This window comes from Mesorhizobium sp. B4-1-3 (genome assembly GCF_006439355.1).
Lineage (GTDB): Bacteria > Pseudomonadota > Alphaproteobacteria > Rhizobiales > Rhizobiaceae > Mesorhizobium.
Genome location: NZ_VFTG01000005.1, coordinates 44,768 through 66,933, shown reverse-complemented (window position 1 = coordinate 66,933; position 22,166 = coordinate 44,768). Strand labels below are relative to the sequence as shown.

20 protein-coding genes are annotated in these 22,166 nt (G+C 64.4%); 11 read left to right on the top strand and 9 right to left on the bottom strand.

Annotation, left to right across the window (positions count from 1 at the left end):
* Nucleotides 1–15: 15 nt before the first annotated feature.
* Entirely contained in the window at nucleotides 16–270 is a 255-nt protein-coding gene (locus tag FJW06_RS09145; RefSeq protein WP_140750777.1) for a DUF6356 family protein, read from the bottom strand.
* Nucleotides 271–384: 114 nt separating this feature from the next.
* Here FJW06_RS09145 and FJW06_RS09140 point away from each other — a divergent pair, with 114 nt between their 5' ends.
* The 5 genes from FJW06_RS09140 (at nucleotide 385) to FJW06_RS09120 (ending at nucleotide 3,944) form a co-directional block, all read left to right on the top strand.
* Complete coding sequence (locus FJW06_RS09140; protein WP_140750775.1) at nucleotides 385–855, top strand: Lrp/AsnC family transcriptional regulator; 471 nt, start codon at nucleotides 385–387, stop codon at nucleotides 853–855.
* A 137-nt stretch (nucleotides 856–992) separates the two neighbouring features.
* Complete coding sequence (gene dut, locus FJW06_RS09135) at nucleotides 993–1,478, top strand: dUTP diphosphatase (protein WP_140750773.1); 486 nt, start codon at nucleotides 993–995, stop codon at nucleotides 1,476–1,478.
* Nucleotides 1,478–2,137 carry an HAD family phosphatase gene (locus FJW06_RS09130; protein WP_140750771.1) on the top strand — a complete coding sequence of 220 codons (660 nt, stop codon included), beginning with the start codon at nucleotides 1,478–1,480 and terminating at the stop codon, nucleotides 2,135–2,137. The genes dut and FJW06_RS09130 overlap by 1 nt, the downstream gene beginning before the upstream one ends.
* 62 nt (nucleotides 2,138–2,199) lie before the next feature.
* Nucleotides 2,200–3,054, top strand: a complete 855-nt coding sequence (locus tag FJW06_RS09125; protein ID WP_140750769.1) for a hypothetical protein — start codon at nucleotides 2,200–2,202, stop codon at nucleotides 3,052–3,054.
* Nucleotides 3,055–3,134: 80 nt separating this feature from the next.
* Nucleotides 3,135–3,944, top strand: a complete 810-nt coding sequence (locus tag FJW06_RS09120) for an oxaloacetate decarboxylase (RefSeq protein ID WP_140750767.1) — start codon at nucleotides 3,135–3,137, stop codon at nucleotides 3,942–3,944.
* On the opposite strand, the gene FJW06_RS09115 is transcribed toward FJW06_RS09120, so the two are convergent.
* Nucleotides 3,941–4,636, bottom strand: a complete 696-nt coding sequence (locus tag FJW06_RS09115) for a sulfate transporter family protein (RefSeq protein WP_140750765.1) — start codon at nucleotides 4,634–4,636, stop codon at nucleotides 3,941–3,943. The two genes, FJW06_RS09120 and FJW06_RS09115, sit on opposite strands and share 4 nt — an antisense overlap.
* Nucleotides 4,637–4,789: 153 nt before the next feature.
* Nucleotides 4,790–5,692: an EamA family transporter gene (locus FJW06_RS09110; protein ID WP_140750763.1), complete on the bottom strand. Its 903-nt coding sequence runs from the start codon at nucleotides 5,690–5,692 to the stop codon at nucleotides 4,790–4,792.
* 264 nt (nucleotides 5,693–5,956) lie between these two features.
* Here FJW06_RS09110 and FJW06_RS09105 point away from each other — a divergent pair, with 264 nt between their 5' ends.
* The 3 genes from FJW06_RS09105 (at nucleotide 5,957) to FJW06_RS09095 (ending at nucleotide 9,370) form a co-directional block, all read left to right on the top strand.
* The gene (locus FJW06_RS09105; RefSeq protein ID WP_140750761.1) at nucleotides 5,957–6,949 is read left to right on the top strand and encodes an adenosine kinase; all 993 of its coding nucleotides are present in this window, start codon (nucleotides 5,957–5,959) and stop codon (nucleotides 6,947–6,949) included.
* 230 nt (nucleotides 6,950–7,179) lie between these two features.
* Nucleotides 7,180–7,878 carry an antitoxin Xre/MbcA/ParS toxin-binding domain-containing protein gene (locus tag FJW06_RS09100; protein WP_140750759.1) on the top strand — a complete coding sequence of 233 codons (699 nt, stop codon included), beginning with the start codon at nucleotides 7,180–7,182 and terminating at the stop codon, nucleotides 7,876–7,878.
* 373 nt (nucleotides 7,879–8,251) lie between these two features.
* Nucleotides 8,252–9,370, top strand: coding sequence for a porin (locus FJW06_RS09095; protein ID WP_140750757.1), 1,119 nt, complete (start codon nucleotides 8,252–8,254; stop codon nucleotides 9,368–9,370).
* Between the two features lie 131 nt (nucleotides 9,371–9,501).
* On the opposite strand, the gene FJW06_RS09090 is transcribed toward FJW06_RS09095, so the two are convergent.
* A complete protein-coding gene (locus FJW06_RS09090; protein WP_140750755.1) occupies nucleotides 9,502–11,781 on the bottom strand; it encodes an NADP-dependent malic enzyme in 2,280 nt (759 codons plus the stop codon).
* 134 nt (nucleotides 11,782–11,915) lie between these two features.
* A complete protein-coding gene (locus FJW06_RS09085; RefSeq protein ID WP_246674568.1) occupies nucleotides 11,916–13,157 on the bottom strand; it encodes a glycosyltransferase in 1,242 nt (413 codons plus the stop codon).
* Between the two features lie 104 nt (nucleotides 13,158–13,261).
* Between FJW06_RS09085 and mutS the strand changes: the two genes are divergently transcribed.
* The 3 genes from mutS to FJW06_RS09070 all read left to right on the top strand — a co-directional run bounded on the left by mutS (nucleotide 13,262) and on the right by FJW06_RS09070 (nucleotide 17,122).
* The gene (gene mutS / locus FJW06_RS09080; protein ID WP_140750753.1) at nucleotides 13,262–16,000 is read left to right on the top strand and encodes a DNA mismatch repair protein MutS; all 2,739 of its coding nucleotides are present in this window, start codon (nucleotides 13,262–13,264) and stop codon (nucleotides 15,998–16,000) included.
* A 78-nt stretch (nucleotides 16,001–16,078) separates the two neighbouring features.
* On the top strand, nucleotides 16,079–16,543 hold the full coding sequence (locus tag FJW06_RS09075) for a nuclear transport factor 2 family protein (RefSeq protein ID WP_181178193.1): 465 nt from the start codon (nucleotides 16,079–16,081) through the stop codon (nucleotides 16,541–16,543).
* A 9-nt stretch (nucleotides 16,544–16,552) separates the two neighbouring features.
* On the top strand, nucleotides 16,553–17,122 hold the full coding sequence (locus FJW06_RS09070; RefSeq protein WP_140750751.1) for a TetR/AcrR family transcriptional regulator: 570 nt from the start codon (nucleotides 16,553–16,555) through the stop codon (nucleotides 17,120–17,122).
* A 110-nt stretch (nucleotides 17,123–17,232) separates the two neighbouring features.
* Here FJW06_RS09070 and FJW06_RS09065 read toward each other — a convergent pair whose 3' ends face one another.
* The 4 genes from FJW06_RS09065 to FJW06_RS09050 all read right to left on the bottom strand — a co-directional run bounded on the left by FJW06_RS09065 (nucleotide 17,233) and on the right by FJW06_RS09050 (nucleotide 22,054).
* Nucleotides 17,233–18,042: an MBL fold metallo-hydrolase gene (locus FJW06_RS09065; RefSeq protein ID WP_140750749.1), complete on the bottom strand. Its 810-nt coding sequence runs from the start codon at nucleotides 18,040–18,042 to the stop codon at nucleotides 17,233–17,235.
* Between the two features lie 45 nt (nucleotides 18,043–18,087).
* Nucleotides 18,088–18,933 (bottom strand): aldo/keto reductase, encoded by an 846-nt coding sequence (locus FJW06_RS09060; RefSeq protein WP_140750747.1) that lies wholly within the window; start codon nucleotides 18,931–18,933, stop codon nucleotides 18,088–18,090.
* 186 nt (nucleotides 18,934–19,119) lie between these two features.
* A complete protein-coding gene (locus FJW06_RS09055; RefSeq protein WP_140750745.1) occupies nucleotides 19,120–19,509 on the bottom strand; it encodes a DUF305 domain-containing protein in 390 nt (129 codons plus the stop codon).
* 40 nt (nucleotides 19,510–19,549) lie between these two features.
* Nucleotides 19,550–22,054: a heavy metal translocating P-type ATPase gene (locus tag FJW06_RS09050; RefSeq protein ID WP_140750743.1), complete on the bottom strand. Its 2,505-nt coding sequence runs from the start codon at nucleotides 22,052–22,054 to the stop codon at nucleotides 19,550–19,552.
* Nucleotides 22,055–22,166 lie beyond the last annotated feature (112 nt).

Here is a 22,166-nt window from a genome sequence, read left to right as displayed (position 1 = left end):
GCTTTCCACCATTTGTCAGGCGCGGTCCATCACAGCCTGAGGCTGCTTGACCGCATGTGAGCCTCTGTTTTGCGTGCGCTCATAGAGCTCGCGAACGATTCGGCTGGCCGTAGTTTCGAACAGAAACGGCAAAAAAGCGTGAACGAGCGCGGCGCCCGCCGCCATCGACAGGCGCGAGCAGAACCAGGCGGCGAAGGCCATGTGGCCGAAATAAGTCTCGCCGACCTTCTCCGGGTGCGCGGTGAAGAGTGCCGTAAGCCTGGTCGTCATGGTGATCCCTCCTGCCGGGATAAGCCCGATAGTGAGTATCGTGCCATACGGCTTTGGTTCATCGGTCCCAATTTGTCCTTGCTTTTGGCTCCTTGGTGGAACATCTGTCCCAATATGGCTGCCGATATTGATGAGATCGATCGAAGATTGCTGGCCGAGCTGCAGCGCGACGGCACGCTTTCGGTCGACCAGCTGTCGGAACGGGTGGCGCTGTCGCGCAATGCCTGCTGGCGACGCGTCAAGCGGCTGGAAGAGGATGGCGTCATCACCGGCCGCGTGGCGCTGGTCGATGCCGACAAGCTCGGCCTCGGCCTCTCCGTCTTCATCCTGATCCGCACTTCCAACCATGACCCGGACTGGCTGCGGAAGTTCCGCGCGGCGGTGACCGGCTTTGCCGAGATCACCGGCGTCTACCGCATGTCGGGCGACCTCGATTATGTGCTGAGAGCCCGCGTCGCCGACGTGAAGGCCTATGACCGGCTCTACCAGCGGCTGATCGCCAAGGTGGCGCTGTCGGACGTCTCGGCCTCCTTCGTCATGGAGGAGATCAAGGAGACGACCGTGGTGCCGGTGGAACTGCGCTGAGGTGCTGATGTTCAGGTGATGCCGGCTTGCCCTGAATCTCAACACACCTCAGGTCATCATAACGCCTCAAAGAAAGCCTTGGATAGCGTCACGGTCGCGTTGACCGAATCGGCATTCGCTCCGATAGGAGTGGGCTCATGCGCACGGCTGTCCATTCTTCCTCCGTCATCGGCCCCACCGTCGGTTTCGTCAGGCTTCCGCATGGCGAAGGCCTGCCTCTGCCGGCCTATGAGAGCGCAGGCGCCGCCGGCATCGATTTGCGCGCCGCGGTGCCGGAAGACCGGCCGCTACTTATCCTGCCGGGGAAACGCGCGCTGGTGCCGACCGGGCTCGTCCTGGAAATCCCGGAAGGCATGGAAGGCCAGGTGCGGCCGCGCTCGGGCCTTGCTTTCAAGCATGGGCTCACCATCCTCAACTCGCCCGGCACCGTCGACAGCGACTATCGCGGCGAGGTGAAAATCCTGCTTGTCAATCTCGGCGACGAGGATTTCGCGGTGACGCGCGGCATGCGCATCGCCCAGATCGTCTTCGCCGCGGTGACGCAGATCACGGTTGAGGAACGCGCTCTTGCCGGCGGCACGGCGCGCGGAGCCGGTGGGTTCGGGTCGACCGGCACGGCCTAATGCAAGTTCCAAAGCTGGTCATCTTCGACTGCGACGGGGTTCTGGTCGATACCGAGAACCTTGCCAATCGGCGCCTCGCCGAATGGCTGACCGCCGCCGGTTTTGCGACCAGTTTCGAATATTGCCGCAAGCATTTTTCCGGCCGCAGCATGGTCTCGGTGCAGAAGGAGATCGAAGAGACGACCGAGGTCAGGCTCGGCGCCGACTTCGTCGAGCGCTGGAATGCCGGCCTGCCAGACCTCTTTTCGCATGGCGTCGAGGCGGTTCCGTATGTGCGCGACTTCATCGAGACGGTCCGCACCGCCGGCATCCCCTATTGCGTCGCTACCTCGGCGCGGGTGTCGAAGATGCATATCACGCTCGGCCAGACCGGGCTTCTGCCGCTGTTCGAGCACGCGATGTTCTCGTCCACCATGGTTTCGCGGGGTAAGCCCTTCCCGGACCTCTTCCTGCATGCGGCAGTAACGATGGGCTTCGCGCCGGCCGACTGCATCGTCATCGAGGACAGCGTCGCGGGAACGCAAGCCGGCATTGCCGCCGGCATGCGGGTGTTTTCCTATTTCGCCGATCCGTTCTCGGACCGCGAAGGCCTGACGGCGGCCGGGGGCATCTTGTTCGACGACATGCGCGAACTTGCCGGCCTGGTGCCCATCCGCTGATCGGCTGTACGGCCAATCTTCCGTGCCAGCCTTCGTTCGTCAGACAACCGGAAGCGTGCCGCATGAAACCCGTTCTGCTTCGCCTCGCCCTCGCTCTTGTGCTTCTGTCCTGGCATTGGATGCCGGCGGGGGCGGAAGAGGTCACGTTTCCGGACCTTGGCAGCGCTGTCCCAGGCCACAGCGACGTCACCTATCTCGATCTCGGCAGGATGGTCATCCCCGACATGGCGTCGAACGCCGACGGCTTCTATCACGGCACCTTGCCTATCGAAATGCGGCATATTGCGGGCCCGGACAGCGGCGGCTCACCGCCGGAGGCATCGAGCCTGCCCAGCGCCGCCGTGCTTGCCATCAAGGCCGGCGGCAAGGACCGAGTCGCCATGCTGTTCGATCTCGGCGATTCTCCCGACAGCGCCGAGGGCTATGCTGTGCTTGCGCTCTACGATCTGACCGGCAAGCCGGCGCTGCTCGATGCCGTCAACGTCGCCGTCGATCGCAGCACCTACTTCCGCGAGCCGAACAAACTCTCCGTCGGTCCTGGTGACGACGTGCTCATCACGATGAGCACGCATTTCAATTCGAGCCAGGGTTATGTGATCACGCCGCTGATCATGGTGCGCAACGACAAGTTCGAGCTGATGGACATGATCTACACGTTCGATGAAAGGCTATGCGCTTACAGCCGCAAACAGGATATCGCGTTCCATGTCATCGGGGATGGCCAGGCCCATGCGGCCATCAAGATGACGGTTACCGACGCAACGGTGCCGAGCGAGGAAAGCTGCGACGACGCGCCACCCGAGGCATCGTCAAAAGACATATCCGTCACCTACCGTTGGAACAGACAAACGTCGCGCTACGTGGCGGATTCGGACGCCATCAAGCGTTTGTCAGCAGAGAACGAGAAACGCTTCTGAGCCGGACGCATTCGTTTGCCCGAGTCGAGCGACCGCGATAGATTTCTGCGCACAACCGCGATCATGATTGAGGATCCGCCATGGACAAGGGCAAGATTTTTCGCGACCTGCATGCCTCCACCTTCGTCATGCCCAACCCCTGGGACGTGGGCACGACCAAACTTCTCGCTTCCTTCGGCTTCAAGGCGCTGGCTACGACCAGCGCCGGCTTCGCTTTCTCGCGCGGCCTGCCGGACGGCGCCGTGACCTTCGAGGCCATGATCCACCATTGCCGCGAAGTGACTGCGGCGACCGACCTGCCGGTTTCGGCCGATCTGGAGCGCGGCAAAGGCGACAGCCCCGAACAGGCCGCCGAGACCATCTTCGCGGCGGAAGCCGCCGGTCTCGCCGGCTGCTCGATCGAGGACCACACCGGGGACCCCGCCAACCCGATCTACGACTTCTCGCACGCCGTGGAACGCGTCGCAGCCGCCGTCGAGGCGGCCCGGGCGCTCAAGCACGATTTCGTCTTCACCGCGCGGGCCGAGAATTTCCTGTGGGGCAAAACCGACCTCGACGACACGATCAAGCGGCTGCAGGCCTTCGAGAAGGCCGGCGCCGACGTGCTTTATGCGCCTGGCATCGGCGATGTCGAAATGGTGCGCACGATCTGCTCGTCGGTGAGCCGGCCGGTCAACGTGATGGCCCGACCCGGTTTCACCATCGCCGACCTTGCCATGGCCGGCGTCAAGCGCATTTCACTCGGACCGTGGCTGACCAATTTCGCCTATGGCATGCTGGAGACGGCGGCGCGCGAAATCCAGCAGGACGGCACTTTCGGCTTTACCCGGGCGGCGATGCCGTTCGGCAAGCTGCAGGCGCTGTTCCGGGAGGGCAAGCCGCAGGACTAGACCGACTCCCGCGCCGAGACCGCCTTGTGCAGATGCACCATCATGGCGGCGGCGAAAAGCGGCGTCAGAAGGTTGAGCAGCGGCACGGCCAGGAACATGGCGATGACCAGCCCGGCCAGGAACACCATACCCGCATATTTGCGGCGCAGCGCCTTGGCCTCGGCCTCGGGGCGGAAACGCATGGCGGCGAACTCGAAGAATTCGCGGCCGAGCAGATAGCCGTTGACGATGAAAAAAGCGGCAATGTTGATGCCCGGGACCAGAAGCAAGAGCAGCGCGACTATGTTGCCGAGAACCACCACGCCGAAGAATTTGATCGCCAGCACCAGCGAATGCAGCGCGGGCACGGGCCGGCCGGGCGGATCGTTGGGATGGTCGGTGCGCTCGACCACTTCGGCAATATCGTCGAGGAAGAGACCGGCGACGATCGCCGTCACCGGCGCGACGAGCAAGGCCAGTCCCACAGCCAGAACGATGCCGGCGATGATGCCGCCCAGCCACCCGGCCCAGGATGGCAGACCGGGGAGCAGCGTTTGCAGCCATGGCCAGGCCAGCCATTCGAGCAGGCTCTCGAGGCCGAGCCAAAGCGCCAGCAGAGCGAGCAGCGTCAGCCCCAGCGTCTTCAGGAAGACGGAGCGGAATTCAGGCGAGAACAGCCGGTTGGCGGCGGCGCGGGCGGCGTCTAGGATCACGGCAGGTCCAGGCCCTCATCGAGAAATGACGCCCCCGAGATAGGCGGGCTCTTTGCCGGACGCAACCAAAGCGCGTCGCGTCGAGCGCCTTGGCTTTTGTCTCGCGGGATGTCGGTCATCCCAAAACCGATTCGCACTTTTGGGCGACATGCATTATCGCGCAAGCTTGACCTGCCGTGCCGGAATGGTCATCGCGGCGACGCCGGCGACGACGAAGGCCATGCCGAGCCAGGCCGTGGCCCCGAGGCTCTCGCCGAGGAAAACGGCGCCGATACCGACTCCGATCGGCACGCGCAGATAGGCCTGCGAGGTGGTGCCGACCGAGCCCAGCGTGTGGATCAGGCGGAAATAGATGACGAAGGCCAGCGCCGTCGAGAAGACCGACAGGCCGACCAGGGCCAGGATCGATGCAGCCGACGGCGCAAGCGTCCATGGCTGATCCACGACAAGACTCAGCGGCACAAGGATGACGGCGCCGCAAAGCATCGAACCCGCGGCGGGTATCATCGGATCGAGGCCCTTGAAGCCGCGGCCGAAGATCGCCGCCCCGGCATAGGAGACCGTCGCGATGACGATCGCAAGCTGCGCCCACAATTGATGGCCAAGCCCGCCGAGCGCCTGCGTGCCGATGATGAGACAGATGCCGACGATGCCGGCGCCGACACCGACGAGCTTGCGCGCCGTGACCGGCTCATGGCGCGTGATCAACGCCGTCAGCAGGAAGGTGAAGATCGGCGATGTCGAGTTGAGGATGGTGGCAAGGCCGGCATCGACCGAGCGCTCGGCGGCGGCGATCAGCGTGAACGGAACGACGCTGTTGAGACAGGCCTGGAAGGCGAAGCGGCGCCATGTCGCCGCGTCGGCGGGCATGGCAAGGCCGCGCCAGCGGATGACGGTGAGGAGAATAGCCCCGGCGATCAGCGTCCGGGCGGCGATGAAGGTGACGGGCGGGATCGTCTCGACGCCGATCTTGATGAAGGTGTAGGAAGCGCCCCACAGCACCGCCAGCACGCCGAGCAGCGCGAGGTCGGTGGACGTTTCGGTCTTTTCGGACATTTCTGCCTTCCGTTGCGGAACGATCCGGTTGTAGCTCACCACGCCGCAAAGACGTTTCGATCGCGGCGGAACCATAGTCGCTGGCGCCGCCGCTGATATGAGCCAGTTCGACGCGAACGCTGCCGCAGCCGGCGAACAATCGACGCCGAGGTCGGCGTCACGGAAGACGAAGGCGATTTTCGGGGTAGGCAAAGCAGCGCCAACTCGCTAGACCCGCGCCCGGCCGGCATGCCAGATCGCCGGCAGTCCTTGGCGGAGATTTTGATGCCGGAATATGACGTGCTTTGCATCGGCAATGCCATTGTCGACATCATCGCGCAGTGCGACGAAGCCTTTCTCGAGACCAACGGCATCATAAAGGGGGCGATGAACCTCATCGACGCCCGGCGCGCCGAATTGCTTTACAGCCGCATGGGACCGGCGATCGAAGCTTCCGGCGGCAGCGCCGGCAACACGGCCGCCGGGGTCGCCAGTCTCGGCGGGCGCGCCGCCTTCTTCGGCAAGGTGTCGAACGACGCGCTTGGCGACATCTACACCCATGACATCCACGCCCAAGGCGTTGCCTTCGACACTAGGCCGCTCGAGGGCGCCCCCCCGACGGCGCGCTCGATGATCTTCGTCACCCCCGACGGCGAGCGTTCGATGAACACCTACCTCGGCGCCTGCGTCGAGCTTGGCCCGGAAGATGTCGAGGCCGATAAGGCCGCCGGCGCCAAGGTGACCTATTTCGAGGGTTATCTTTGGGATCCGCCGCGCGCCAAGGAGGCTATCCGCCAGACCGCAAAGCTGGCGCATGCGGCGGGGCGCGAAGTGTCGATGACGCTGTCGGATTCCTTCTGCGTCGACCGCTACCGCGACGAATTCCTCGAGCTGATGCGGTCGGGCACCGTTGACATCGTCTTTGCCAACAGCCATGAGATCAAATCGCTCTACCAGACCGCTTCCTTCGAGGAGGCGCTCGCCGCCATCCGCAAGGATTGCAGAATTGCCGCCGTTACCCGTTCTGAAAAAGGCTCGGTGATCGTGCGCGGCGACGAGACCGTCACTATCCAGGCGACGAAGATAAAGGAACTGGTCGACACGACCGGCGCCGGCGACCTCTACGCCGCCGGCTTCCTTTACGGCTACACGACCGGCCGCAGCCTCAAGGATTGCGGCGACCTCGGCTCGCTGGCCGCCGGGCTGGTGATCCAGCAGATCGGCCCGCGTCCACGCCAGAATCTGCGCCGCGAGGCCGAGCAGGCAGGGCTGCTTTAGCGACGGCTTCGACCCCGCGGCTTGCTTGTCGCACGCCTGTCACAGAGCGCTCATAGAGGCATTGTGGGCGTTCCGCGACTGACATTTCGGCACGCCAAACCAGGGGTGTGAAGATGCAAGCCAGCAAGCTGCCAGGCCGCGATGCCTGTCGTCGTCGCGATTTTTGCTTTCCGCTATAGATTTCAGCAACCGCCAGCGCTTGGGGAGGAGCGCGGCCACAAGATAAATGCATGACCAGATTCCAGAGCCCGTCTGAAGGGATTTCACGAGAGGCCTTGGCAGGCCTGGTGGCCGAAGCAGTGCAACAGGCCCTGACCAAGCACGGTGTCCTGCTCGACACCGAGGCGCTGGCGTCGGCCAGCAACGTTGCCGGCCACGTAGCTGCGGCCCTTCCCTTCCTACCACAAGGACAGCGCCTCGCGGTCGGTTCCTTCAAGGGCGACTGGGGCGGCCTTGCATCCGATTTTTTCCGAATAATCGCAGAGAGACTTGCGAGCGACGGTTCGGCCATGTCCGTCCCTGCCTTTGCGGGCATGTTTTCCAAGCCGGAATCGGGAAGGCCTATCGCCGAGCGGGCCGCGGAGCTCCAATCGATGCTGATCGAGGATTGGGCCGGCGAGGTCGCAGGTTCGACCCATCTGGAGGAGAAGCTGCGCATCCCGCGTTCCACGCTGCATCGCTGGCAAAGGCGGGGCGAGGTCGTCGCCCTGCGCAAGGGCGGCCGCAAGCATGTCTTCCCCTTGGCTCAGTTCGTCGATGGCAGGCCGGTTGCGGGGATCGGCGACGTGCTTTCGGCGATCGCCAACCCGAGGCTTGCCTGGTTCTGGCTGAGCCGACCCTCGCCCGAGCTCGGCGGCCGTATCCCCATCGAGATGCTGAGGGAAGACATGGTCGAGGACGTGACCCACGCCGCCCGCGCCCTCTCTTGACCTTTCTGCCGGAGTCGTCTTTTCGCGTAACCCGGGCCCAAAATCTTAGCCGAATAATTTATTGTCATGAATCTGTAATATTTGGCACATTTGGCACACTCTTATGCATTTCTTCGCGTTCCGATTGTATATATTGTGCAGTATGTGCCATTTTTACAAATATATGACGTGATATTTGGGCAACAAGACCTTCCTAAGAGTCAAAAAGCCGCCTTTCAGACACAATCTCTGTTGTACGTGACGGCCGATTAAGCCATGTCCAAGGCGAAGAAGCGGCGCCGGTGCGCGACTTTTTCAACGATGGGGACGGGGGTGGCAAAAGCCGAACGGCATGTCAGGCCTGTCTTGAACCTTTGACTGGAGATTCAAGAAAATGAACATCAAGAGCCTTCTTCTCGGCTCCGCTGCGGCTCTGATCGCAGTTTCGGGCGCGCGCGCCGCCGACGCGGTGACCGTCGCCGAGCCGGAACCGGCCGAATACGTCAAGATCTGCGACGTCTATGGCGCCGGCTACTTCTACATCCCCGGCACCGAGACTTGCCTACGCGTCGGCGGCTACATCCGCTATGACGCCGGCTTCGGCGATCCCGGCACTTTGGACGGCCGCAAGACGACCGACGTCATGGACGGCGATTCGCAGAACAGCTGGAACAAGAACGCCCGTTTCGCGCTGAGGACCTGGACTGGCCAGGAGACCGAGCTCGGCACGTTGAAGACCTATACCGAGACCCGCTTCAACTTCAAGAACGGCGCGTCGGCGGTGAACCTGGAATTCGGCTGGGTCCAGCTCGGCGGCCTGCGCGTCGGTGTGGACGAGACGCCTTACGACCAGTTCATCGGCTATGCCGGCAACGTCGTGCAGGATACGATCATCCCGTACGGCATCAAGGTCACCAACGTTGTCAGCTACTATTTCGACGCCGGCAGCGGCTTTTCGGGCGTGGTTTCGCTTGAGCAGGGCGCGGACGTCACCAGCGGCAGCACCGTCCTCATCGCCGGCACGATCGACAGCTACGTTCCGCATGTCGTCGGCGGCCTGAAGTATAAGGGCGACTGGGGCGCGATCACAGGCGTCGTCGCCTATGACAGCAACTACGAGGAAGTGGCCGGCAAGGTTCGCCTGGACGTCAACATCACCAAGGACCTGTCGCTGTTCCTCATGGGCGGCTATGGCACCGACGACAATTTCGTCGACCACGCCAGGGGTCGCGGCTTCTACAAGCCGTGGGGCGGCAATTGGGCCGTCTGGGGCGGCGGCACGTACAAGTTCGATCCGAAGACCGCCTTCAACCTCCAGGTTTCGGCCGACGACGCCAAGAACTTCGCCGTCGCGGCTAACGTGGCCTACACGCCCGTTCCCGGCTTCACGGTCACGACCGAAGTCGACTACTATCATGACGGCAAATTCGGCCAGGCCGACGACTTCAACTTCACCAAGGCCGACAAGAAGAACAGCTGGGGTGGCATCGTCCGCTTCCAGCGTAACTTCTGATCGCCTAACGATCTCGACGGGAGGCCCGCGGCGATGCCGCGGGCCTTTTGTTTGGCAATTCCAGAAAGCGTGAACTGCCCCGTCCGGAACGGCCAAAGCTTGGGAAGTGCCTTCGACGTGCCGGCTGCTCGTCAATTCCCCGCTGTGTAGGCCGCAATCGCCGCCATGTTGACGATGTCGGAGTCCTTGGCGTTGAGCGAGACGATCTGGACCGGCTTGTTCAAGCCGACCAGCAGCGGGCCGATGACGGTCGAGCCGCCGAGCTCCTGCAGCATCTTGGTCGAGATCGAAGCCGAGTGGAAGGCCGGCATCACCAGTACATTGGCCGGGCCGGTGAGCCTGATGAACGGATATTGCGCCATGGCGCGCGGGTTCAGCGCCACGTCGGCCGCCATCTCCCCGTCATACTCGAAGTCGACGCGGCGCTTGTCGAGGATCCTCACCGCTTCCTGCACGCGCTCGGAACGCTCGCCCTGCGGATGGCCGAAGGTGGAATAGGCAAGCATGGCGAGCCGCGGCTCATAGCCCATGCGGCGGGCGAAGCCGGCCGCCTCCTCGGCGATGTCGGCGATCTGCTCGGCGTTCGGCATGTCGTGCACGGCGGTGTCGGCAACCAGCACGGTGCGGCCCCGCGCGAGCACGATCGAGACGCCGATGACGCGGTGGCCGGGCTTGGCGTCGATGATGCGGCGCACGTCGTCGAGCGCGGTGGAATAGTTGCGGGTGACGCCGGTGACGATGCCGTCAGCGTCGCCCAGCGCCACCATGCAGGCCGCGAAATGGTTGCGGTCGTTGTTGATCAGCCGCTGGCAGTCGCGGAACAGGAAACCCTTCCGCTGCATGCGCTCGTAGAGATAGTCGGTGTAGATGCCGTTGCGGCGCGACAGCCTGGCATTAATGATCTCGAGGCCCGGCTTGTTGAGATCGATGCCGGCATTCCTGGCATTGTCCTTGATGACGTCGTCGCGGCCGAGCAGGATTGCCGTGCCGAGCTTCTGGTTCACGTAGGAGACGGCGGCGCGCATCACCTGCTCCTCCTCGCCCTCGGCGAAGACGATGCGCTTGGGCTGGCGGCGCACGCGGTCGTAGATGCGCTGCAAGGTGGAGGCGATCGGGTCGCGGCGGGCGGACAGCTCCTGCGCGTAGCGGTCAAGATCGAGGATCGGCTTGCGGGCGACGCCGGATTCCATCGCAGCCTTCGCCACCGCCAGCGGGATCGCCGAGATCAGGCGAGGATCGAACGGCACCGGGATAATGTAGTTGGGGCCGAATTTCGGCCGGTTGCCCTGATAGGCGGCGGCGACGTCGTCCGGCACGTCCTGGCGCGCCAGCTCGGCGAGCGCGCGTGCCGCGGCGATCTTCATCTCGTCGTTGATGGTTGTGGCGCGCACATCCAGCGCGCCCCGGAAGATATAGGGGAAGCCCAGAACGTTGTTGACCTGGTTGGGGTAGTCCGAGCGGCCGGTCGCCATGATGGCGTCAGTGCGGATCTCGCCGACTTCTTCGGGCGTGATCTCCGGATCGGGATTGGCCATGGCGAAGATGATCGGGTTTTTGGCCATCGACGGCACCATGGCGGGGGTCAACGTGCCTTTTGCGGAAAGGCCGAGGAAGACGTCGGCCCCGTCCAGCGCCTCGGCGAGGCTGCGCGCCTCGGTCTTGACGGCATGCGCAGACTTCCACTGGTTCATGCCTTCGGTGCGGCCTTGGAAGACCACGCCCTTGGTGTCGCACAGGATGATGTTTTCCGGCGCGAAACCCATCGCCTTCATCAGTTCGATACAGGCGATGCCGGCGGCGCCCGCGCCGTTGCAGACCATCTTCGTGGTCTTCATGTCGCGGCCGGTGATCTCCAGCGCGTTGATCAGCCCGGCGGCCGAGATGATTGCCGTGCCGTGCTGGTCGTCATGGAAGACCGGGATGTCCATCAGCTCGCGCAGCCGCTGCTCGATGATGAAGCACTCCGGCGCCTTGATGTCCTCGAGATTGATGCCGCCGAAGGACGGCCCAAGGAAGCGCACGCAATTGATGAACTCGTCGGCGTCCTCGGTCGCCACTTCGAGGTCGATGGAATCGACATCGGCGAAGCGCTTGAACAGCACCGCCTTGCCTTCCATGACCGGCTTGGAGGCCAGCGCACCGAGATTGCCGAGGCCGAGGATGGCAGTGCCGTTGGAGATGACGGCGACCATGTTGCCGCGCGTCGTATAGTCGAAGGCGCGGCTCGGATCCTCGGCGATGGCGCGCACGGGAACGGCGACGCCGGGCGAATAGGCAAGGCTCAGGTCGCGTTGCGTCGCCATCGGCTTGGTGGCGACGATCTCGAGCTTGCCGGGCCGCCCCATGGCGTGGAACTCCAACGCCTCCTCGGGACTGACGGAGGGGCCGCTGCTTTCGGTTTTCCTGGCCATGATGCTTTGGTTTCCTCACCTTCGCGCACCCTTGAGGCAGGCGCGTGTTTATGTCTTCGGATTAAGGCTACACGGCAGCGCTGTAAACCGCCAAGCGGGGCAGTGACGGTGTTCCTCCGCGGTACCGGCGGCAGTCAAATCTTGCTCGATGAGATCGCGGCAATCTCGCGCAGGTGCGCGCGCACCGAGGCCCAGCGCGTCAGCCCGGAGGTGCCGGCGAACGGCCATTCGGAGAAGGGCGGATCATCGCTTCCCATCCCTTGCTTAAGCGCCGACAGATAGGCCATCAATTCCAGCCGTTCCGCCTTTACCCTTTCAAGCGTGCGGCCGCGAATCTCCTCCCGTGGTATGGCGCGGTCGCGAAGCCGCTCGACCGCGCCGCGGATCGCGACCGGCTCCGGTTCGCCGATAATGCAGTAGTCCGGATCGAAATAGACGTCTCGGCCGCCGATGCTCGGCATCGAGACGATCGGCAGGCCGGCCAGCAGATACTCCATGCTGGAATACATCGCCCCTTCGACGGCGGACAAGCACAGGCCGACCGCGGCCCGGTTGTAGACATGGTTGACCTCGACGGAGGTCAACCTGCCGGGCAGGCCGTCGACAAGCGGATTGGCGATGCTGTGAAGCGGCGATTGGGCCTGCAGGCGGCGGAGGAAGGCGCGGTCGCCGGCTGGCGGCAATTCGCCGATCGAGGATGTCACGTGGACCAGTCTTTCGATCTCGAAAGCCAGGTAGTGCCGCTTGGTATGCGAGATGCGGCCATTGTAGACGGCATCGAACTCGACCGGCACGTCGGGCAGCGGCCGGAAGACGTCTTCCGAAATCACCAAATTGTGGTTGGAGAAGATCGCTGTGCCGCCAACGCCTGCGATCAGGCGTCGCTCTTCCTCCGTGTTGCAGAGGAAGATGAGCTCATGATTGGGGCAGACCTTGGCGAACCAGACGAGATCCTTGCGTATCTGCTCGACGACGGCAGGTCGTTCCAGCGTCCAGTTCGGCATCAGAAGGAAGGTAGCGCGCCGTGGCACAAGACGTCGGCAAAGGCGGCGAGCGCGTAGAGCGGACGCCGGCCGCCGACAGGTACATAGAGGATCAGCGGATCGCGACTGAAGACGTGAAGGCATGTCGATGCCGCCGTCGAGGCCTGAGAGCAGCCCGCGCGCCGGAAGGATGAAGGGCAGCCGTGCCCGCGTCCACGCCTTGATTTTGGTTCTGGTCCGGTTGGCCCGGTTAGCGGCAAGAAGCCGAATACGGCCGAGCGGCGAGCCGGCGAGGCCGACCATTTCCTCGAACGTCTCGTGCCCGTCCTTCTTCACCGCCCCGCCCTGCTCCTGCCGGCGATCCATATGTCGGCCGACGGCATGAGGCAACATTGCCTTCCGCACCTATCCTGCTGGCGGCGGCAACCGCCCAGTCTTCCCCTGCTTTTCGCGCCGCCGGCATTAAACCGGGCTGCCACTTCTGCTAGCGTCCGGGCATGAACATGCACATGCCGACAGACAACGACGTCCAGGAGGCGACGACGCCTGCGCCCGCCACCGGCGGCATCACGCCGATGATGGAGCAATATATCGAGATCAAGGCGGCGAACCCGGATTCGCTGCTCTTCTATCGTATGGGCGATTTCTACGAGCTGTTCTTCGACGATGCGGAGAAGGCGAGTCAGGCGCTCGGCATCGTGCTGACAAGGCGTGGCAAGCATCAGGGCCACGACATACCGATGTGCGGCGTGCCGGTGCATGCGGCGGACGACTATCTGCAGAAGCTGATCGCGCAAGGCTTTCGCGTTGCCGTCTGCGAGCAGATCGAGGACCCGGCGGAAGCCAGGAAACGCGGCTCCAAATCGGTGGTGCGCCGCGACGTGGTGCGGCTGGTCACGCCCGGTACCATCACCGAAGACAAGCTGCTCGCACCCTCGGAATCGAGCTTCCTGATGGCGCTTGGCCGCGTGAAGGCCGGTGGCGCTGCCAGCCAAGCGAGCTTCGCCCTGGCTTGGATCGACATTTCCACCGGCGCGTTCCGCGTCGCCGAGACGAGCGCCGAGCGGCTGCTTGCCGACATCTTCCGCGTCGATCCGCGTGAATTGATCGTCGCCGAACCGGTTTTCCACGATCCGGACTTGCGGCCGGTCTTCGACGTTCTCGGCCGGGTCGCCAATCCGCAGCCGTCGTCCCTGTTCGATTCGGCCTCGGCCACGGGCCGCATCGCGCGCTTCTTCGAGGTCGCGACGCCGGACAGTTTCGGCACCTTCTCGCGCGCCGAGCTGTCGGCGATCGCGGGAGCTATCGCCTATGTCGAAAAGACGCAGAAGGCCGAACGCCCGCCTTTGTCCCGCCCCGAACGCGAGGAGCAGGGCTCGACGCTGTTCATCGATCCGGCGACGCGCGCCAATCTGGAACTGCTGCGCACGCTCTCCGGCAGCCGCGACGGCTCGCTGTTCAAGGCGATCGACCGCACCGTCACGGGCGGCGGCGCGCGCTTGCTCGCCGACCGGCTGATGGCGCCGCTGACCGACCCGGCGGCGATCGGAGCGCGATTGGATTCGGTCTCCTTCTTCCGCTCCGAAACGCGGCTCTGCCAAAGCCTGCGGGCGAGCCTCAAAAGTGTCGCCGACATGCCGCGGGCACTGTCCAGGCTGGCGCTCAACCGCGGTGGTCCGCGCGACCTTGGCGCGCTGCGCGCCGGCTTCGAGGCAGCCGGCGCGATCGCCGAATTGTTCGGGGCGGCTGACCTGCCTGCCGAGCTTGCCGCGGCACTGGCCGCGATCAAGGCCTTGCCCGAGGCGCTCGCCCGCCATCTCAGCGAAGCGCTCGACGACGAGCTGCCGCTGGTCAAGCGCGACGGCGGCTTCGTGCGGTCTGGCTACAATGCCGAGCTCGACGAGATGCGGGCGCTGCGCGACGAATCGCGAAAAGTGATCGCCGGGCTGGAGCGCTCGCTGATCGAGGAAACCGGCATCCGCTCGCTGAAGATCCGGCACAACAATGTGCTCGGCTATTACATCGAAGTGACGGCCAACCATCATTCGATCATGACCGGCAGCGACGCCGCCAAGGCGCGCTTCATCCATCGCCAGACCATGGCCAACGCCATGCGCTTCACCACGACCGAACTGGCGGAGCTGGAATCGAAGATCGCCAACGCCGCCGACCGGGCGCTGAGCATCGAGCTCGCTGCTTTCGACCGGCTGACGGTGGAGGTGGTGGGCGAGGCTGAACGGATCCGCGCCGGCGCAGACGCGCTTGCGGCTCTGGATGTTTCGTCAGCCCTGGCACTGCTTTCCGAAAGCGAGGGCTGGTGCCGGCCGTTGGTGGATTCGAGCCTCGCTTTCGAGATTGCCGGCGGACGCCACCCGGTGGTCGAGCAGGCGCTCAGGCGCTCCGGCGAAGGGCCGTTCGTCGCCAATGATTGCGACCTGTCGCCCGAAGGCGGCGCCAAGGCCGGCGCCATCTGGCTGCTCACCGGGCCGAATATGGGCGGTAAATCGACCTTCCTCAGGCAGAACGCCCTGATCGCCATCCTCGCCCAGACCGGCTCCTTCGTTCCGGCGCAAAGCGCCCATATCGGCGTGGTCGACCGGCTGTTCTCGCGCGTCGGCGCCTCGGACGACCTGGCGCGCGGCCGCTCGACCTTCATGGTCGAGATGGTCGAGACGGCGGCGATCCTCAACCAGGCCGGCGAGCGGGCGCTGGTGATCCTCGACGAGATCGGCCGCGGTACCGCAACTTTCGACGGGTTGTCGATCGCCTGGGCGGCGGTCGAATATCTGCATGAGAAGAATCGCTGCCGGGCGATATTCGCCACGCATTTTCACGAAATGACGGGGCTGGCCGGCAAGCTCCCCCGGCTCCACAACGTCACCATGCGAGTCAAGGAATGGGAAGGCGACGTCGTCTTCCTGCACGAGGTCGGCAAGGGTGCGGCCGACCGGTCCTACGGCGTGCAGGTGGCGCGGCTCGCCGGCCTGCCCGAGGCGGTGGTCGCCCGCGCCAAGGAGGTGCTGCATCAGCTCGAGGAAGGCGAGGTCTCAGGCAAGACCAACCGGCTGGTCGACGATTTGCCGCTGTTTTCGGTGGCGATGAAGCGCGAAGCGCCGAAGCCGGTCAAGAGCGACGCGCTGGGCGACGCGCTCGGGGCGATCAATCCGGACGAGATGACGCCGCGCGAGGCGCTGGAGGCGCTGTACCGGCTGAAGGAGCTGGCAACGAAGCAGTAGAATCAGGCGTGGCCGTTGACTCATTGTACCAATCGGTACAATTTCGGTATCGACGATCGAAACCGACAGGAGATTTCCATGAGCCGCCCGCCATTGCCGCCCTTCACGGCCGAAACGGCAGCGCAAAAGGCGCGCCTTGCGGAGGATGCCTGGAACAGCCGCGACCCGGAACGGGTTTCGCTTGCCTATACCGAGGACAGCATCTGGCGGAACCGGGCCGAATTCATCTCAGGCCGCGGCGAGATCGTCGGCTTCCTCAAGCGCAAATGGGCGCGCGAACTGGATTATCGCCTCATCAAGGAGGTGTGGACCTGGAACGACAACCGCATCGCGGTGCGCTTCGCCTATGAATGGCGCGACGACAGCGGCCACTGGTTCCGCTCCTACGGCAACGAGAACTGGGAATTCGACGAAGCCGGGCTGATGCGCCGCCGCGTGGCGAGCATCAACGACCTGCCGATCGCCGAGCGCGAGCGGAAATATCATTGGCCGCTCGGCCGCCGGCCGGACGACCATCCCGGTCTTTCCGAACTCGGACTGTAAAACCCTCGAATGCGCAGGATCGCGCCCGATCGCGACGGGCTGCTGGCCATGATCGGCGAAATTTTCCGCGAGCATGGCTATGAAGGCGCCAGCCTCGCGCTGATCGGCGCGGCGACGGGGCTCGGCAAGGGAAGTCTCTACCACTTCTTTCCCGGCGGCAAGGAAGAGATGGCCGGAGCCGTCATTGCCCATATCGACGGCTGGTTCGAGGACAATGTGTTCGCGCCATTGCGCGACCGCGCGGATCCGTTGACCGGGATCGAACAGATGCTCGATGCGACGGACAGCTATTTCCGCTCGGGGCGCCGGGTTTGCCTGATCGGCGCCTTCGCGCTCGATGAATCGCGCGATCTCTTTGCCGACCAGATCGGAAGCTATTTCGGCCGCTGGGTGGTGCACCTTGCCGGTGCGCTGGAGCGATCCGGTCACCGAGCGGGCGAAGCCGGCGAGTTGGCCGAGGAAGCCGTCGCGGCCATCCAGGGCGCGCTCACGTTGGCCCGCGCGGCCAATGACCTCGATGTGTTTTCAAGGGCCTTGCGCCGACTGCGGATGCGGCTTGGGCTGCGGGCCAAGGTCTAGATCGTGATGGTGTTTCGTTGAATCGCCCTCACGATCTAACTCTTTGTTGGAGCATGATCTTTCTCCGAAAACCGGTTTCCACTTTTCGGGATCATGCTCTAGGGCGGATCCTACAAACCTTCGAACCGGAAGCCTGTTTCGGTTCGGGAAACCCGGCCGACGCCGGGGGAATCGAGATGCGCGCCGGCAACGTACCAGTCGCTGTCGGCGACAAGCGCCAAAATGCGCAACCGGGTTGCCCGCGCCTGGTCCTGGTCGGCGTCGAACTCCCATGCGATGTCCGGCCGATCGAACTGAAGCGACGGCACATGCACGAGGTCGCCCCAGACCAGTAAAGTCTCGCCGCCGCTGGTGACACGAAAGCCGGTGTGACCGATTTCGTGGCCGACAGCGGCGACCGCCTTGATGTGTGCGCTCAGGCGCTGCCCGGGATCCGAGGGTTCTGCCAGATCATGGAAGCGGCTCAACCTCGCTACCGACCGGAACATGTCGAGCTCGGCTCGAGGGACAATCAAGCGCGAGAGCCGCGGGAAGCCGTCGCGACCATCGGCAAGGACAAGACCATGGATATGGTCGAGATGCGTGTGGGTGAAAGCGACCGTGCGTATTCGATCGACGGCGATCCTCGCCTCGCTCAGCGCCTGCGGCAGAAAGCCCATCGTCGGGTGCCAGGCGTTCGAGGAGCCGGTATCGATCAGCGTTATTTCGCGGCCGTCGTCGATCGCAAAGGCATTGACCGACAATCTGAGCGCGCTGTCGAAGAGCGGCACCTGCGACGGGAGATCGTCACCGAAGGGCTTGTCTCCCGGCCGGCGCAGTCGCCGGACCGGCATGTCGACATAGCCGTCGCGCAGCGACGTGACGGTCAAGTCGCCGATTTTATAGGCCGTGTGATGGGGTCCGGCTGAAATTCGTTCCAATGCCTGCTCCCGGTTCAGTCGCAAATACGGATCGGAATTTTTCGGCTAGATCATCTCCAGGCCGCGCTTGCGCGTAGGCGGCGGGAAGGCGCGGTCGAGTTCGGCGAAATCCTCAGGCGTCAGCTCTATGTCAAGCGCGGCCGCGTTCTGGCGGACATGCTCCTGGCGGCCGGCCTTGGGGATGGCGATGACGCCCGGCTGCGCCATCATCCAGGCGAGCGCGATCTGCGCGGCGGTGGCGTTGTGGCGCGAGGCTACGGCCTCGAGCCTGGCATTGCGGGCGAGCGCGCCCTGCTCCACCGGCGAATAGGCCATCAGCGGGATGCCGCGCTCCGCGCACCACGGGGCGAGGTCGAATTCGGGGCCGCGCCGCGACAGGTTGTAGAGAACCTGATTGGTCTGGACATTGCCGCCGGACGACAGACCGACAAGGTCCTCCATCTCGTCGGTATCGAAATTGCTGACGCCCCAGTAGCGGATATTGCCTTCAGCCCTCAGGGCCTCGAAAGCTTCAACGGTTTCGGACAGCGGCACGCTGCCCGGCCAATGCAAGAGATAGAGATCGATGCGATCGGTGGAAAGCCGCTTCAGGCTGCTCTCGCAGGCGCGTTTCACACTGGTGCGCGAAGCGTTGGAGGGCAGCACTTTGGAGACCAGGAAGGTCTCGTCGCGGCGCCCGGCGATCGCCTCCGCCACCACCTCCTCGGCGCCACCGCTGGCATACATCTCGGCCGTGTCGATCAGCGTGATGCCAAGGTCGAGCCCGAGCTTCAGCGCCGCCACCTCATCGGCGCGGCGGCGGCGGTCCTCGCCCATCTTCCAGGTGCCTTGGCCCAGCACCGGAACGGCTTCGCCTGACGGCAGCTTCAGGGTTCTGACTGTTGACGGCATGGCTTTCTCCGCGTGGGGCCGGATCGCAGCACAGCGAAAACAGGAAATCCAGACCAAAGCCGCCTGGCCGCCTGGATTTCCCGGAGTGGTTAGAGCGGTTCAGCGTTTCGCGGAATCGCCGAGCCGCTCTAAGTATTTTATGCAATTTCCGGACGGAAACCGCTACACAATTGTCCTGGAATTGCTCTACTTCGCCGGGTGCTTGGCGAGCCAGTCCCTCATTTCCTTGATCTCGGCCTCCTGGGCCTTGACCACGCCTTCGGCGAGCTTGCGGATCTCCGGGTCCTTACCGTTGGCGATCACCACCTTGGCCATATCGATGGCGCCCTGATGATGCGGGATCATGCCGCGGACGAAATCTACATCGGCATTGCCGGTGTATTTGATCGCCATGTCCTTGTGCATCTTCTTCATCGCCTTCTCGTAGCCGACGGTGGCCGGGCTCTGGGCGCCCATCGCCATCTTGGACATGTCGTGCTTCATCTCCTCCGACGAGGCCGGCACGCTTTCGAGGAAGACGGCAAGCAGCATCCCCGCCGCCATCAAAAGCAGCACGATTTTCTTGGCCAGGGTCATTCAGGTCTCCTTTGTTGGATGTCGTATCTGGGGGTTTTGCTCAGAGTTTCAACGTCCTCAGCCGCAACGCGTTGCCGATCACCGAGACCGATGACAGGCTCATCGCCGCCGCGGCGATCATCGGCGACAGCAACGTGCCGGTGAGCGGGTAAAGGACGCCGGCCGCGACCGGTACGCCGAGCAAGTTGTAGAGAAAGGCGAAGAACAGGTTCTGGCGGATATTGCGGATCGTCGCCTGGGCGAGCGTGCGCGCCCTGACGATGCCGTTCAAGTCGCCCTTGACCAGCGTGATGCCGGCGCTTTCGACGGCGACATCGGCGCCGGTGCCCATGGCGATGCCGACATCGGCGGCGGCCAGCGCCGGCGCGTCGTTGACGCCGTCGCCGGCCATGGCGACGACAGCGCCTCTGCCGCGCAGCTCGTCCACCAGCGCGCTCTTGCCGTCCGGCAGCAGGCCGGCGCGGATATCGTCGATGCCGAGCCTGCCGGCGATGGCTTTTGCCGTGCGCTCATTGTCGCCGGTCGCCATGATGATCTTCAGGCCCCTGTCATGCAGTGCCCTGATCGCCTCGGTCGTCGTTGCCTTCACGGGATCGGCGACGGCGACGATACCGGCGAAGCCGCCGTCGACAGCCACGAACATGGCCGTCTTGCCGTTGGCCTGCAGCGCCTCGGCATTGGCTGCCGACGTTCCGACGCCGAGACCCGCCATCATGGCCGCATTGCCGAGCGCGACTTTCCGGCCCGACACCGTGCCCGAAACGCCCTTGCCGGTGACGGCTTCGAAATCGACGGCATCGGCCAGCTTCAGGCCGCGCGCGGCGGCACCCTCGACGATCGCTTCGGCCAGCGGATGCTCCGAGCCCTTTTCGAGCGCGGCGGCAAGGCCCAGCAGCTCGTTCTCATCGATGTCTCCGGCCGCGACGACATCGGTCAGCCGCGGCTTGCCCTCGGTCAGCGTCCCGGTCTTGTCGACGATCAGCGTGTCGACGGCGGCGAAGCGTTCGAGCGCCGCTGCTTCCTTGATCAGCACGCCGGCATGCGCGCCACGCCCGGTCGCCGTCATGATCGACATCGGCGTGGCAAGGCCAAGCGCGCAGGGACAGGCGATGATCAGCACCGACACCGCCGAGACGATGGCGAAGATCAGGCTCGGCGAAGGACCGAGAACCGCCCAGGCGATGAAGGCGACGACGGCGACCAGCACGACGGCCGGAACGAAATAGAAGGACACGCGGTCGGCCAGCCCCTGGATCGGCGCGCGCGAACGCTGCGCCTTGGCGACCAGCTCGACGATGCGCGACAGCGTGGTTTCGGCGCCGACCTTCTCAGCACGCATGACCAGCGAGCCGTTCTTGTTCAGCGTGCCACCGGTGAGCGCGTCGCCCTGGGTCTTTTCGACCGGCAACGGCTCGCCCGTGATCATCGATTCATCGATCGCCGAGCGGCCGTCCAGCACGATGCCGTCGACCGGCACCGCGTCGCCGGGGCGGATGCGAAGCCGATCTCCGGTCTTGACATGATCGAGCGGCACGTCCTTCTCGGAGCCGTCGGCACCGATCAGCCGCGCCGTCTTCGGCGCAAGGTCCAGCAGGGCGCGGATGGCCGAGCCGGTGCGCTCGCGGGCGCGCAATTCCAGCACCTGGCCGAGGAAGACCAGCGCGACGATGACGGCAGCGGCCTCGAAATAGACCGGGACCGCACCGTCATGGCCGCGGAACTGATGTGGGAAGACGTCCGGGAACAGCGCCGCGACGAGGCTGAAGAGATAGGCAGCGCCGACGCCTAGCGAGATCAGCGTCCACATGTTGGGGCTGCGATTGAGAATCGAGTCCCAACCGCGGTGGAAGAACGGAAACGCCGCCCACAACACCACAGGGCTTGCCAGCGCCAGTTCCGCCCAAGTCTTCGTGCGGCCGTCGATGAGGCTTTCGAAGCTGAGGCCCAGCATCGGCGCCATGGCGACGATCAGAAGCGGCACGGAGAGCACCGCGCTGACCCAGAACCGGCGTGTGAAATCGACGAGTTCCGGGTTAGGACCTTCGTCGCCGGTCGGCACGCCCATCGGCTCCAGCGCCATGCCGCAGATCGGGCAGGAACCGGGCTTGTCGCGGATGATCTCGGGATGCATGGGGCAGGTGTATTGCGTGCCCTTCGGCATCGGCTGCGGCTCAGGCCGGCCGGCAAGGTATTTTGCCGGCTCCCCCTCGAACTTGCCTTTGCAACCGGCGGAGCAGAAATAGAAACCCTGCCCTTCATGGCGCAGGAAGTGCTTCGCGCTCGCCCGATCGACGCTCATGCCGCAGACGGGATCGGCGGCCGTCAGGTAGCTCTCAGGCTCGGCCTGGAATTTCGCGCGGCAGCGCTCGCTGCAGAAATGGAACGTCCGGCCGCCATGTTCGGCCGTCGGCTTGCCGGCCGCCGGATCGACCATCATGCCGCAGACAGGGTCGCGAATCACCGGCTCGCCGGCGCGCGCGGTGCTGTTTGTGGAGCAGCAGGCGCCACCATGCGCATGATGATGGTGATGGTCGGAATGGGTCATCGGCAATACCTCGGAATTCTCGAACTGAGGCGGAGGTAGTCCTTCCAGTTACTGGAAGGTCAAGGGCTGGTTTTCGACTTTTGCGAAAATCGGCCGGGGCGATTGCGGATTG